The 13,468-nt window shown below is 69.5% G+C and carries 13 protein-coding genes; 7 read left to right on the top strand and 6 right to left on the bottom strand.

The features are described 5' to 3' along the window. Positions 1–174: 174 nt before the first annotated feature. A complete protein-coding gene (locus AOK22_RS28750; RefSeq protein WP_107102052.1) occupies positions 175–2,049 on the bottom strand; it encodes an NPCBM/NEW2 domain-containing protein in 1,875 nt (624 codons plus the stop codon). Positions 2,050–2,577: 528 nt separating this feature from the next. Between AOK22_RS28750 and AOK22_RS28745 the strand changes: the two genes are divergently transcribed. The 4 genes from AOK22_RS28745 to AOK22_RS28730 all read left to right on the top strand — a co-directional run bounded on the left by AOK22_RS28745 (position 2,578) and on the right by AOK22_RS28730 (position 6,843). Further along, a complete protein-coding gene (locus tag AOK22_RS28745; RefSeq protein ID WP_055701639.1) occupies positions 2,578–3,846 on the top strand; it encodes an ABC transporter substrate-binding protein in 1,269 nt (422 codons plus the stop codon). A 2-nt stretch (positions 3,847–3,848) separates the two neighbouring features. Then, entirely contained in the window at positions 3,849–4,781 is a 933-nt protein-coding gene (locus AOK22_RS28740; RefSeq protein WP_055701638.1) for a carbohydrate ABC transporter permease, read from the top strand. Further along, entirely contained in the window at positions 4,778–5,713 is a 936-nt protein-coding gene (locus AOK22_RS28735) for a carbohydrate ABC transporter permease (RefSeq protein ID WP_055701637.1), read from the top strand. Before AOK22_RS28740 ends, AOK22_RS28735 begins: the two co-directional genes overlap by 4 nt. 782 nt (positions 5,714–6,495) lie before the next feature. Further along, on the top strand, positions 6,496–6,843 hold the full coding sequence (locus AOK22_RS28730; RefSeq protein ID WP_055701636.1) for a DUF6415 family natural product biosynthesis protein: 348 nt from the start codon (positions 6,496–6,498) through the stop codon (positions 6,841–6,843). On the opposite strand, the gene AOK22_RS28725 is transcribed toward AOK22_RS28730, so the two are convergent. The 4 genes from AOK22_RS28725 to AOK22_RS28710 form a co-directional block, all read right to left on the bottom strand. Beyond that, a complete protein-coding gene (locus tag AOK22_RS28725; protein ID WP_055701635.1) occupies positions 6,822–7,346 on the bottom strand; it encodes a P-loop nucleotide/nucleoside kinase family protein in 525 nt (174 codons plus the stop codon). The two genes, AOK22_RS28730 and AOK22_RS28725, sit on opposite strands and share 22 nt — an antisense overlap. Before the next feature lie 63 nt (positions 7,347–7,409). Further along, positions 7,410–7,880 carry an NUDIX domain-containing protein gene (locus AOK22_RS28720; protein ID WP_055701634.1) on the bottom strand — a complete coding sequence of 157 codons (471 nt, stop codon included), beginning with the start codon at positions 7,878–7,880 and terminating at the stop codon, positions 7,410–7,412. Positions 7,881–7,970: 90 nt separating this feature from the next. Then, on the bottom strand, positions 7,971–9,260 hold the full coding sequence (locus AOK22_RS28715; protein WP_079036886.1) for a Rossmann-fold NAD(P)-binding domain-containing protein: 1,290 nt from the start codon (positions 9,258–9,260) through the stop codon (positions 7,971–7,973). After that, positions 9,257–10,654: an MFS transporter gene (locus tag AOK22_RS28710; RefSeq protein ID WP_055701633.1), complete on the bottom strand. Its 1,398-nt coding sequence runs from the start codon at positions 10,652–10,654 to the stop codon at positions 9,257–9,259. The genes AOK22_RS28715 and AOK22_RS28710 overlap by 4 nt, the downstream gene beginning before the upstream one ends. Before the next feature lie 317 nt (positions 10,655–10,971). Here AOK22_RS28710 and AOK22_RS28705 point away from each other — a divergent pair, with 317 nt between their 5' ends. Together AOK22_RS28705 and AOK22_RS28700 are read left to right on the top strand one after the other, a co-directional pair. Then, positions 10,972–11,691 carry a TetR/AcrR family transcriptional regulator gene (locus tag AOK22_RS28705; protein ID WP_244165102.1) on the top strand — a complete coding sequence of 240 codons (720 nt, stop codon included), beginning with the start codon at positions 10,972–10,974 and terminating at the stop codon, positions 11,689–11,691. 192 nt (positions 11,692–11,883) lie between these two features. Further along, entirely contained in the window at positions 11,884–12,357 is a 474-nt protein-coding gene (locus AOK22_RS28700; RefSeq protein ID WP_055701632.1) for a hypothetical protein, read from the top strand. A 196-nt stretch (positions 12,358–12,553) separates the two neighbouring features. Here AOK22_RS28700 and AOK22_RS44050 read toward each other — a convergent pair whose 3' ends face one another. Then, entirely contained in the window at positions 12,554–12,631 is a 78-nt protein-coding gene (locus AOK22_RS44050) for a 50S ribosomal protein bL37 (protein WP_370443954.1), read from the bottom strand. Positions 12,632–12,811: 180 nt separating this feature from the next. Here AOK22_RS44050 and AOK22_RS28695 point away from each other — a divergent pair, with 180 nt between their 5' ends. Next, positions 12,812–13,387 carry a DinB family protein gene (locus tag AOK22_RS28695; protein WP_055701631.1) on the top strand — a complete coding sequence of 192 codons (576 nt, stop codon included), beginning with the start codon at positions 12,812–12,814 and terminating at the stop codon, positions 13,385–13,387. The last annotated feature ends 81 nt before the right edge of the window (positions 13,388–13,468 follow it).

Raw genomic sequence — 13,468 nt, 5'->3', positions numbered from 1 at the left:
GCGCTGGGGAGCGGGCGGGGGGCGGCCGGCGCCGACGCCGGTGCCGGGGCGGGCGCTGCGGCCGGAGCGGGTGCCGGTGCCGGGGCGGGTGCCGGGCACGCGGAATCCCGTAGTCCGGTGGCTCCGTAGCGCTCGGCCCGTGGGCGTGACCCCGGCCCCCGCCCCGGCCGTCCCTCAGCAGGTCAGCGTCGCCTCCGCCCAGTCCGCGTGGTCGGCGTAGATGCCGTCGCCGCCGTCGGTGACGACGAGGCGGACGACCTGGGCGCCGGTCACGTCCGCGGAGAGCGCCTGCGCGGGCATGGCGTTGGTGAGGACACCCGTCGACGCGACCTTCTTGTCGTCCGCCCAGACCTCGAAGGCGACCGTGCCGCCGGTGAGGGTCTCGTCGTCGACGCCGACGTCCGCGGTGACCTTCTCGCAGGAACGGCCCGCGTAGTAGGCGACGTTGCTCTCGGCGTGCGCGCCGAGCCCCTTGGCGTACACCTTGCCGCCGATGGTGATCGGCTTGCCGTCACCGAGCGCGCCCTCGCCGTTGCTGATGTTGCGCTCCACGGGACCCCAGCCGTTGGTCATCGACAGCCACGGCAGATCACCGAGCGCCGAGGCCCCCGCGGGCGGCGCGACGGCCACGCGCACGGACAGCGGCAGGACGTTCTCGGCGCGCACGCCGCTCGGCGAGCGGTACGTCGCCTTCAGTTCCAGGTCGTACGACCCGGGTGCGGTGCCCGCGGGCGCGGTCACCTGCCACGACGTACGCAGCGCCTTGCCGGTCGCCAGTGAACGGGCGGTGGTCGGCGAGGTCGCCTTCACCCGCCAGCCCTCGGGCGCGCCGAGCGAAGCGGTGACCCGCTGGGCGGGCACGCGGCCGAGGTTGGCGACCGAGGTGGTGACCGGCGTGGCCTTGCCCGCCTCGAAGAAGTCGGCGCCGGTCAGGCCGAGTTCGACGGCCGGCGGGTGCGTGCTCCACTTGCCGTCGGCCGACACGCGCAGCAGGACGGTGCCGTGCGCGGGGACGGTCGCCGAGATGCCGCCCGCGGTCTGGTAGCTCTTGTGCCGCCACAGGTCGCGCAGCGTGTACCCGTCGGCGCCGGGGAGGCCGACGGCCTTCGCGGTGGTGGCGATGCGCTGGGCGCTCTCGGTCTCGTTGAACAGGGCGACGGCGCGGCTGCCGTCCTTCATCTCCTTGGCGACGACCCACCGGCCGGCCTCCGAGGAGACGACCTCGCCCTGCTTGCCCAGCGGGTCCTGGTCGACGGCGATGACGTCCTTGTTGCCGAGGATCTCGTAGGTCTCGGGGGAGGCCTTGCGCAGGTCGGAGCCGACGAGCAGCGGCGCCGCCATGATCGACCACATCGAGAAGTGCGTGCGGTACTCGGTGTCGGTCATGCCGCCGTTGCCGACCTCGAGCATGTCGGGGTCGTTCCAGCGGCCGGGCCCCGCGTACTTCGCCAGCTGCAGGTTCCGCTTCATGATCGACAACATGGAGCCCCAGTTGTCGCTGATGTCACCGGTGGTGCGCCACAGATGGCCGACGTCGGCCGCCCACTCCCACGGCTTGTTCTCGCCCCACTCGCAGATGCTGTAGACGATGGGCCTGCCGGTGGTCTCGGAGGCGGCCTTCAGCGCGTCGCGCATCGCGATGTACCGCTGCTTGGCGTCCACGCCCTGGTTGTTGCAGTTGTCGTACTTGAGATAGTCGACGCCCCAGTCGGCGAACTGCTGGGCGTCGCTGCGCTCATGGCCGAGCGCGCCGGGGAAACCGGCCTCGTTGCAGGTCTTGGTGCCCGCGCTGGTGTAGATGCCGAGCTTCAGTCCTTTGGAGTGGACGTAGTCGGCAACGGCCTTGATCCCGTGGGGAAAACGCTTCGGGTCGGGGACCAGTTTGCCGTTCGCGTCGCGTTCGGGCAGCGCCCAGCAGTCGTCGAGATTGACGTACTCGTAGCCGGCCTTCTTGAGGCCCTTCTCGACGAAGATGTCGGCGATCCCCTTGACCATCGCCTCGTCGAACTCGGCCCGGCAGTGGGTGGAGTTCCAGTTGTTGAATCCCATGGGCGGGGTGAGCGCGAGACCGTCGGGGAGCCGCACGGCGGGGTCGGCGGCCGCCTTGCCGGACGTCGTCGGGCCGGCGGCAGTCCTGACGGTTGCGGATCTGTCGGTTGCGGATCTGTCCGTCGCTGTCCGGTCCGGTGCGGCCGGTTCGGCGGAGTCGCGCGCCGTGGCGGGTGCGGCGAGGCCGCCTGCGCAGAGCAAGGCGGTGGCCAGCGATCCGATCACTCTTCGGCGGGTGGTACGTAAAGGCAGGTGACGCATGGTGATGTTCCTCCGGTTTCGCGGAAGATGAGGGATTTGCATGCACGTGTCATGGCTGCGCGTTCACGGTAGGGCGTGTTGGACTCTGTTGGAAGAGGAGCAGTAACGGTTCGGTCGCCTGGCGCCGGAACCCTTGACTGCGGTGCCTCTTGGGAGTGAGATCCAACCCTCGCGTTCGGTTGTGTTCGGTTGAACCCCGAGGAGGGGGACATGGCACAGTCATCGTTCAGCGGTCCCGTCGCGCCAGGCGCCATGACAGGACATCGGATGTCCCGCCGGAATCTCCTGCGCGGCACGGCCGCGGGAGCCGGGGCGGTCACGCTTCCCGCACTGCTCAGTGCCTGTGGTGAGAAGCCGGGTGGCAAGAAGGACGAGGTCACCATGGGCTCCAACTCCTCGGACGCCGTACCGAAGAAGGCGTTCCAGGACGCCTTCGACGCGTACAAGAAGAAGACCGGGAAGACCGTCGAGGTCCGCACCACAGAGCACAACGAATTCCAGCAGAACATCACGCGCTATCTCCGGGCCACACCGGACGACGTGTTCATGTGGTTCGCCGGATACCGCATGCAGTACTTCGCGGAGCAGGGTCTGCTGGTCGACAACAGTGATGTGTGGAAGGGCTTCAGCGGGTTCTCCCAGGCACTGAAGGACCAGTCCACGCACGAGGGCAAGCAGTACTTCGTGCCGTACTACTACTATCCGTGGGCCGTCTTCCACCGCAAGAGTCTCTTCGAGAAACAGGGGTACGAACAGGCCAAGACGTGGGACGAGTTCATCGCCCTCGCCAAGAGGATGCACAAGGACGGGATTCCGGTCGCGTTCTGCGACAAGGACGGCTGGCCCGCCATGGGCACCTTCGACTACATCGACCTGCGGCTCAACGGATACGACTTCCACAAGAGCCTGATGGCGGGCGAGGAATCCTGGACCGACACCAAGGTCAAGAAGGTCTTCGACCTCTGGCGCGAACTGATGCCGTACTACCAGAAGGGCGCACTCGGCCGTACCTGGGAGGAGGCGGGGCAGGGACTGCAGCAGCGCAAGACCGGGATGGCCGTCTTCGGCATGCCGCACCCCGGACAGCAGTTCCCCGCGGACGAACGCGACGACATCGATTTCTTCGCGTTCCCCGAGATCGACCCGGCGCACGGCCAGGACGCGGTGGAGGCGCCCATCGACGGATTCCTGATCGCGAAGAAGGCCAAGAACGTCGACGCCGGCAAGGACCTCCTGAAATGGCTGGGCACGCCCGAGGCCGAGGACGTCTACCTGGCCGGCGACCCGAACAACGTCGCGGTCAACGACGGCGCGGATACCTCCAAGTACAGCCCGCTGCAGAAGAAGTCGGCGGAACTGGTCTCCGGCGCCAAACAGATCTCGCAGTTCCTGGACCGTGACACCCGCCCCGACTTCGCACAGACCGTCATGATCAAGGCGCTCCAGGACTTCATCGACGACCCGAAGAACGTCGACGGCCTGTGCAACAGCATCGAGCGGCAGAAGAAGGACATCTTCGCGCAGGACGTCGGCTGACCATGAGGGAGACCCGGGCAGGTCGCCCCCGTAAAGCGCCCGGCCGGCGGGGCCACCGCCCCGCCCGCTTCACACGCCGCGACACCGTCGTCCTCGGCCTGCTCCTCGGCCTGCCGATCCTGATCGAAGCCGTCGTCATCTGGGGCCCGACGCTCGCCTCCGTCGGACTGTCCTTCACGTCCTGGGACGGCATCGGCGACATCACGTGGGTGGGCGGAAAGAACTACGAAAGCCTCGTCGACACCTATCCGGCCTTCTGGCCGGCCGTGCGCCACAATCTCCTCTGGATCGGCTTTCTCGGCCTCGTGGCCACGCCGTTCGGACTTCTCCTCGCGGTCCTCATCGACCGCGGCGTGCGGTTCAGCCGCTTCTACCAGTCCGTTCTCTACATGCCGGTGGTGCTCTCGCTCGCCGTCGTCGGGTTCATGGCGCAACTGCTCCTCGGCACCGACCAGGGCGTCATCAACACCGTCCTCGGCAATGAACAGAATCCCATCGACTGGCTGGGGGATTCCGACCTCAACATCTGGATGATGATGATCGCCGCGAGCTGGCGGCACACCGGCTACGTCATGATCCTCTATCTCGCCGGACTGAAATCCGTGGACCCCGCCCTCAAGGAAGCGGCCGCGATCGACGGCGCGAACACCCGTCAGACCTTCTTCCGCGTCGTTTTCCCGACGCTGCGGCCCGTCAACGTCATCGTCGGCGTGATCACGGTCATCGAGGCCCTGCGCGCCTTCGACATCGTGTACGCGGTGAACAAGGGCCGCAACGGCCTCGAACTGCTCTCCGTGCTCATCACCGACAACATCATCGGCGAGGCGAGCCGCATCGGATTCGGCTCGGCCATCGCGGTCGTCCTGCTCACCGTCTCCCTGGGATTCATCGTGACGTTCCTGGTCCAAGAGCTGCGAGGTGCGCGCGACCGATGACCGCAGACCTGCGCACGGCATTCCCCGGCCGCGGCGGCGCGCCCGCGAAGCCGTCGACTTCCCCGGACCCGCAACGCCCGCCCCGGCGCGGCCGGTTCGGCGTCTCCCTCTTCCTGGCCGGCGTCTCCCTCGCCTTCCTCGCCCCGCTCCTGCTGGCCGTCTACGCGTCGCTGCGTCCCTACGAGGAGACGGCAGAGCACGGCTACTTCTCCTGGCCCGACCGCCTGTCCTTCGACTACTACCGCCAGGCCTACACCGAATCCGGTATGGGCCAGTACTTCACCAATACGCTTCTGATCGCCGTGCCCGCGGTGATCGTGACGCTGTTCTTCGCGTCGTTCGTGGCGTTCGCGGTCGCGCGGCTGCGGATCCGCGGCGGAATGGTCCTGCTGATGCTGTTCACCGCGGGCAACCTGCTGCCCCCGCAGGTCATCGTCACCCCGCTCTACGCGCTCTTCCTGAAGATCCCGCTGCCCTGGTGGATGTCCGACTCACTCACCCTCTACGACTCCTTCTGGGCCCTGATCATCGTCAACATCGGCTTCCAGATCGGCTTCTGCGTCTTCGTCCTCTCCAATTTCATGCGGACGCTCCCGAAGGAGATCCTGGAGGCGGCGATCGTGGACGGCGCGGGGGTCTGGACCCAGTTCTGGCGCATCACACTGCCCCTGTGCCGCCCGGCCCTGGCGGCGCTGGCCACCCTGGAATTCACCTGGATCTACAACGACTTCCTGTGGGCCCTGATCTTCATCTCGAACCCGGAGAAGCTCCCCATCACGTCCTCCCTGAACAACCTGAGAGGCCAATTCTTCACGGACTACAACCTCCTGGCCGCAGGCTCGGTCCTGGTAGCCCTCCCCACGGTCCTGGTCTTCCTCCTCCTGCAACGCCACTTCATCGCGGGGCTGACGCTGGGGGCGGGGAAGGGGTGAGGGGCTGAACCGCGAAGAGCTGCAACCTCAGGCTTGCAGCCAGAGAAAGGACCACCGCGGTGGTGACAGTCCCTCCCCTCGCCGTCACGGAGAACCGCCGCTACTGGCGGTCGGATCACCGCCGCATCGGCTGAGGACTGTTGGGACATCCAGCGGGACGAGCGCCCGCACCTCCGACTGCCCGACGGGGGCGAGGACACGTTCACCTTCACGGAGCGGGCGGTCAACACGGCTACCGTGGCGATCTTCGGGAGCGGGCCGCCCTTCTTCGAGTGAGGGCGCGTCGGCTCCTGCGCGCGGCTCTGTCCGTCATGTGCCCGTCACATCGCAGCCGTCGAGGTGCATCCGGTGCGGCGCCCCCGCACGAAGTAGAGAATGAGGCGCCCGACCCCCGACGGGTACCTCGACAGCCGCTGGCTTCGGGCGTTGACCACACACCCCGACGCCAGCGGCCTTGTCCGTGGGGGGGGGCGGATACGCCGGCCCGTATTCCTCCGCGCTCGCTGGCTGGAGCGCAACGCCCCGCCCCCCGTGATGCAGGGGCGGGCCTTGGAACGCCCCCTCCACGTACCACCGCAGTCCACTGAGCCGCGCACACGAAAGTCCCGGCGTCCGGCTGCATCTCTGCGAGCGCTTTCCGGCGAAGGTTCCTTCAACACCCGTCGCGCCGTCATCCGGGAGACCCGCCATCCAGCTCCCATCTCATGTTCCGACCGCAGAACCCCCGCGTCCGCGGGCACGGACCGGGGCACGGCCGACGACCACAGACCCGGAGCGTCGACATGCAACAGCCAACGGAGCCACACCACGCCGGCGAAGCCACCGGACGCTCCGCCCGCATAGAGGAAGCCCTGTCCGCCTGCCACGACCTGCCGCCGGTCGAACAGCTCGCCCGCCTCGACGCCCGACTGCGCACCGACATCCAGGAACTGGTCGGCATCGTGCGGGAACAGCTCAGGCAGCTCCCGCCCCGCTCCGTCGACTGGTACGCCCGGCGCCGCACCCTCCTCGACAGCCAGGAGGCCCTCGCCGAGCCCCTGCGCGACACGCCCCTGGCGGCCGCGATCGGCGTGGCCGAACTCGGCCGCCGGCTCCGCGAACTCGACGGCTACGCGCGGGGCGAGAGGTGATCCGGGGCTGAGGGGCGACGGCGGCCCGACGGCGGGCCGTCGAAGAGCCCCAGCTCCTCTTCGTCGGGCTCCTGGAAGAGCGTCACGTACTCCTCGATCAACGCCCGACTGATCGGCACGGCCCCCGGCCCGCCCTCCCGGCTGCGCGCCTCGACGCGGCGGCACAGCTCGTCGACGGGGGCGGAGAGGTAGTGCAGCTCGACGGGTACGCCGAGCGCACGCGCCGCCAACCGCTTGTCGTCCCGCTCGGAGCGCCCCCAGAAGCCGTACTCCAGGATCACGGTCTGTCCGAGCCGCAGCAGCTCCTTGGCGTGTACCCAGAGTCGCCGCTCCAGCCGGTCCCGAGCCCCCTCGTCGAAGAGATCGACCCCAAGATCCGCCAGCCATTCGTCCGGACACAGCCGCACCGCGGGAATCTCGCGCGCCAGACGCTTGGCCAGCGTCGTCTTCCCCGAACCGGGAAGCCCGCACAACAGGATCAGCCCGGCCTCGGAACTGTTCATTCCGACATGCTCGCCCAGCCGTGCCGCGCGACGGAAACGAGTTATCCGAGATACGGAAACGAGTTATCCGAGATAGGGCGCCGAGCGCCGCTCCAGGAAGTGCCGCAGCCGGAGCCGCTGTGTGTGGTGCATCGGCAGCGACGTCAGTTCGTCGGCGGCGACGAACCGCAGTTCCGTCGACTCGTCGGAGATCGCGAGGTCGCCGCCGATGACGCGCGCCGTGAAGCAGACGTTGAACTGCCTGCGTACTTCACCGTCCGCGTACGCGATCACATGGCGCGGATCCGTGTACGTACCGACCAGGCCGGTGATCTCGACGTCCAGGCCGGTCTCCTCCCTGACCTCGCGGACGGCCGTCCCGGGCAGCGAGTCGTCCATGTCCATGCCGCCACCGGGCAGGGCCCACAGCCCGTTGTCCCGCCGCCGCTGGAGAAGAACGCGCCCGTGCTCATCGGTGACCACGGCCGAGGCCGCCACGACGAGGCTGTTCGGCCGGGGAGCGCCGGGGTCGTCGAAGTACTCGGTACGCGTCATCCCGTCATCGTCTCCTTCTCTCCCCGGCCTCTCCCCGGCCTCTCCCCGGCCGCCGTCCCCGGCACGCCTGCCCCAGCGCATCACAGTGGTTCATGACACCGGCTCGACTGCGGGCAGCGTGAGCGCCGAATGAGCCGAGCGGCCCTCGCCCGAGGGCATCGCCGTGAGACCGCGCAGCATGGCGTTGCGCTGCTCCAACGCCTCGGCGGTGGTGGGGAAGAGCGTGGCGTCGCCCTCGCCGACCTGGTCCTGGTTCATGGTCACGAACGCACGGGTGCCGGCCTCGTACGCCGCGAAGCCCGCCGCGTGGTCCCGGTGGGCGAGGGAATCCGCGAGCATGTACGCGCCGACGAGCGCGAGGCTGGTGCCTTGTCCCGTGAGGAACGAGGGCGCGTACGCGGCGTCGCCCACCAGCGCGACCCTGCCGCTGGACCAGCGGGGCATACGGATCTGGCTGACCGCGTCGAAGAACAGGTCGTCCGCGTCGCGCAGGGCGGCCAGCATGCCCGGTACCTCCCATCCCGCGCCGGCGAAGACCGAGGCGACCAGGTCCCGTTGGGCGTCCGGGTTCCGGAACGCGCCGAACGGCGGCTCCGGGTGCGCGAAGTTCAGGAAGGCGTGCACGTCGTCGTTGTCCCCGACGGCGTAGAGCGCCGCGGCCCTCCCCGGGTCGTTCCACATCATGAGCTCGTGGGAGAGCCCGAAGGTGTTGCGCACGGTGAACCCGGCGAAGCAGTAGCCGAGGTACCGGTGGAACTGCTCCTCGGGGCCGAACGCGAGTTCGCGGGTCCGCGAGTGCAGACCGTCCGCGCCGAACACCATGTCGAACGTACGCCTGCCGCCCCCGCGGAAGGTGACGTCGACCCCGTCACCGGACTGGTCGAGGGTGTCGATGGAGTCGTCGAACAAGAACTCCACGTCGTCACGGACCGCCGCGTAGAGAGCCTCCGTCAGGTCCCCGCGCCGCACCTCCAGGTCCTGTCCCGCGACGCCGCCGGTCACGGCGTGCGGGCTGATGGAGGCCACTTCACCGCCGTCCCCTTCGAGGAACGTCAGCCGGCGCAGGTCGATGTGCGCCTCCCGCAGCCGCGGCAGGAGGCCCATCCTCCGGACGACCTCACGTGCCGTGCCGCGTACGTCGATGGGATAGCCGCCGCCGCGAAGCGCGCCCGCCTTCTCGACGACCGTGACCGCGAATCCGCGGCGGTTCAGCCAGAACGCGAGGGCGGGTCCCGCGATGCTGGCCCCGGATATCAGGACCTCGCGCCTCGGCGCGGCGCCTCGGGCATCCCGGACACGGCCTTCACCGACTCGCGTATCCGCCTCTCGGGCGCCCCTCGACAGGTGATGGGTCCTCGACAGATGATCGGTGCCGGTCATTCCTTGACTCCTTTGCTCATGGTGCGGGTGACGAGGAGGGACAGCGCCGTGACGGCACCGGCGATGACGAAGCCGGTGACGAAGGCGGATTCGGCCGGGACGTCCGACCCGGAAGGGGTGGCGGCAGTGAGGAGCGCACCGCTGAGCTGTGCGCCCACGGCGTAGCCGAGCACGCGGGTGACGAGGACCAGGCTGGTCGCGATGCCGGTGTCGCTCTGGTCGACGGAGGTGGCCGTGCTGGTCACCATCGCCGTGACGCACAGGCCGTTGGCGAGCGCGATCGCCGCCTTGCCGACGACGAGGTGCCAGATCTCCGTGTGCACGGCCGCCAGGGCGATGAGGGCGGTGACCATGAGGACGATCCCGGCGGTGACCACCGCACGCGAGCCGAGACGCCGCGCACCGACCCCGCCGATCGGCCCGGCGAGCGACGCGGCCACGGCGCCGGGCAGCAGGAAGAAGCCGATCGCGGTGGCGCTGGCCCCGAATCCGTACGCGTCGGAGTCCACGGCGAACAGTTGCGGGATGAGATAGACGGCGACCGAGGTGCCGACGCAGATCACGAACGTCAGCACGCACGACTTCCAGACCGCCGGCCGCGCCAGCATGCCCAGATCGACCATCGGCGAGGCCGCACGGCGCTCGACGGCGATCCATCCCGTCGCGAAGGTGGCCAGAACGACGACGAGGGCGACGAGTACGAGCGGCTGCGCGGCGACGTCGGGCGCGAGGGCGAGCACGAGCATGAGCGTGATCAGCGTCCCGCTCAGGAGAAGCAGGCCCGGCCAGTCGATTCCGGCGCCGTCCGAACGGCCCGGCGGATCATGGGGCATCAGCCTGTTCACCAGCAGGGTGGCCCCGATGACCGCGATCGTCGGCAGCGCGAACATCCAGTGCCGGGACAGTCCTTCCGCCACGGGCCCGGCCGACAGCGTCCCCGCCATTCCGCCGCCCACGAACAACCCGCTGACCACCCCGATGGCCACCTTCGACTCGCCCGCGGGGAGGTGTTTGCGCACCAGGATGAACGACAGGGGCAGCGCGCCCACCATCGCCCCTTGCAGTATCTGACCGAGCAGCAGCACGGGCAGGTTCGGCGCCACGGAGGACACCAGGCCGCCGGCGCAGACCACCGCCATCAGCCGGATCAGGACCCGTTTTCCGCCGTAGCGGTCGCCTAACTTGCCCGCGACCGGCGTGACGAGCGCGCCGGTGATGAGCAGGACGATGCTGAGCAGCGCCCCTTCGGCGGGGCTCATGTCGAGCTCGCGTTGCAGGAGCGGGAGCGTCGGTGTCACCACCGACTCCAGGGCACCGGTGGCGACAGCCAGCATGCCGAGGGCCCCGACAGCGGCTCTCCCGATGCGGACCGGGGGAGCCAGGGTTGCGGTCATGGACGTCCTTTCGTCATGGCCGGGCGAGGGAAGCGCGAGAAACGGTTCGGTTCGTTCGGTCGTACGCGTGGCACTGCCGCCTGGCCGGCCCGGTGCGGACACGGCGGCCCTGCACGCGGGGCGCGGGGTGGTGCGGGAAGTTCTGCGGACAGGTACGCGACCGCCCGATGGGACGGCCGTCGCGGACTGAACCTGCATACGGAGTAAGCGAGTTGACGCATGCACGGTTCAGCAGGCCGCAGTGGACGGATGAGTGCGGCACGCTCTGACGCGACACTACACTACACCGTGCAGTGTAGAACGGTTAGGATGGGCCCATGCCGACCACGAAGACGTCGACCACGAGTACGCCGACCGCGAAGACGCCGGAGAGGACGTCGCCCGCGAGGACATCGACCACGCAGACTTCGACCACGAAGACGCTGCGCGAGGGCTCCGCGCCGAAGCGGGCCGCCATCCTCGCGGCGGCCCGGGAACTGTTCCTCGCCGACGGCTTCGACCGGTCCAGCGTCGACGCGGTCGCCGCGCGCGCCGAGGTGTCGAAGCGGACGGTGTACGACTACTTCGGTGACAAGCGGACGCTGCTGCAAGCGGTCGTCGACGCCGTCGGCCAGTCGATGATCGCCACGATCCGGCGCACCCTCGACGACACCCTCACCGACCTCACCGAGGCCGCGGATCTGGAGGACGCCCTGGTCACGTTCTCGATGCGCATCTCGACGGACATGCTCGGCTCGGCGGAGTACGCGACGCTGCAACGGCTGGTCCGCGCGGAATCCGGCAACCTGCCGCACCAGGGCTACAACTCCATGGCCGACACCCCCGACGAGGCGCTCGCCGAGCGGTTCGCGGCCTTCGGTGCGGCGGGGCTGCTCGACGTCCCGGACCCCCGGCTCGCGGCCGACCAGTTCATCGCGCTGACCTTCGGCGTCGCCCTGGACAGGCTCGGTTCCGCGAACGCGACGGAGGACGACCGCGTCCGGCCGCTCGTCGTCGAGGGAGTACGGACCTTCCTGCGGGCGTACCGGACCAGGTAGGGCGGCCGGGGCGGCGGGGGCGAGGACGGCGAGGGCATCGGACGGCGGCCTCGAAGGGGCCGCGCGGGACCATCGGCCCCGTGGAGAGAGGGCCGATGCCCCGGCGGGACGGGACCTCTGTCGGCGGAGGCCTTCTGACACGTTCCCTACGTTCCAGGTGTCACGTGTCGAACAACTGAGAGGGCCCCTTTCGTGCGGGTCAAGAAGACCTCCGTCGGTGCCGCGGCGACGGTCGTCACCATCGCCCTCGGCCTGGGCGCCTGCGCCGCCGACCAGACCAAGGACGACGGCGTCGGCAAGGAGCAGGCCGCGTCGGCCCTGGAGGACGCCGTCGGCGTCGAGGAGCCCGACACCCCGGAGAAGACCCCCTCGGCCGACGAGAAGAAACTCATCGACGCGGCGAAGGTCGTGAGGACGAAGACCGACAGCATCGGCAGCTTCATCGTCGACGTCGAATTGAAGGACCCCACCAAGAAGCGGCACGACTTCTTCGCCCAGATCGAGGCGCTCGACGCCAATGGCGACCGGCTCGAAACCCTCTACGCCACCTTCTCCCATGTCGGCCCTGGCCAGAAGGTCACCGAGAACACCTACTTCAGCGAACTCGAATGGAAGGACCGCGAGCAGGTCAAGAGCTACCGGGTCCTCAGCGTCGACGCCAACTGAGGCCTGCCGTCGGCCTTTGAGCCGGAGGGGCCGTCGGCCGTCCCGCGGCCGTCCCCGCAGTCGTCCCGTGGCCGTCCAGCAGTCGTTCTGCGGTCGTTCCGCAGGCGTCCGGCACCCGCCCGGTACTCGTCCGGCGGCGCCACACACGCCTCGAGGGCGGCACCGCACAGTGCCGCCCTCGATTGCCGCGCCGTCCTCAGGACTGGGGACGGCTTCCGTGGTTCGCGCCGTTCTTGCGGCGGGCCTTCTTCTTGCGGCGTCGCTTCGAGGACATCGATACCTCCGTGTTTCTGGTGGTGCTCCCGGGACGAACCCGGCCGATCACGCGCCGCCTACCCAGAGGCATGCGGGGGGATGGTGTGTCCTGCGTCACGCCCCGCCGGCCTCAAGCCGGCGGCGGCGTCGCCCTGCCGCGCGGCGCGCTTGTCCGTACGCCCCGCTACACTCCCCGCCCATGAACGACGCACCCGACGTGACCGACGCCAACAAGCCGATACGCAGGGTCGAACCGCCCCTCGCCGGCGACGAGACCGCCCATCTCGTCGGCGCCCTGGAACGCCAGCGCGCGATCTTCGCGTGGAAGTGCTCGGGCGTGGACGCCGCGGGCATGCGGGTCACCGTGGGCGCCTCGACGATGACCCTGGGCGGGCTGCTCAAGCACCTGGCCCTCGTCGAGGACACGCACTTCGCCCGGCTGCTGTTCGACCAGAGGCAGCCGGGCCCGCCGTGGGACGCGGTGGACTGGGATGCCACGCCCGACTGGGAGTGGCGGTCGGCCGCCGAGGACACTCCCGAGGAGCTCCTGGCCCTCTGGCGGTCCGCCGTGGTCCGCTCCCGGTCGCTCGTCGACAAGGCGCTGGCCGGCGGTGGCCCGGAGCAGCTGGGGCGCTACACGAACGCGCGCGGCGAATCGCCCAGCCTGCGCCGCGTCCTGATCGACATGATCGAGGAGTACGCGCGGCACGCGGGCCACGCCGACCTCATCCGGGAGTCGGTGGACGGCCTGACGGGGGAGGACCCGCCGGAGTGACACGGGCCGGCCCTCTCGCGAACCGGCCGGTCCCCTCGCGAACCGGCCGATCCCCTCCCCGCCCGGTGAACAGGCCGGTCC

Source organism: Streptomyces silaceus (assembly GCF_001419745.1).
GTDB lineage: Bacteria > Actinomycetota > Actinomycetes > Streptomycetales > Streptomycetaceae > Streptomyces > Streptomyces silaceus.
The sequence above is the reverse complement of the archived record's forward strand: the minus strand, read 5'-3'. Positions and strand labels throughout refer to the sequence as shown.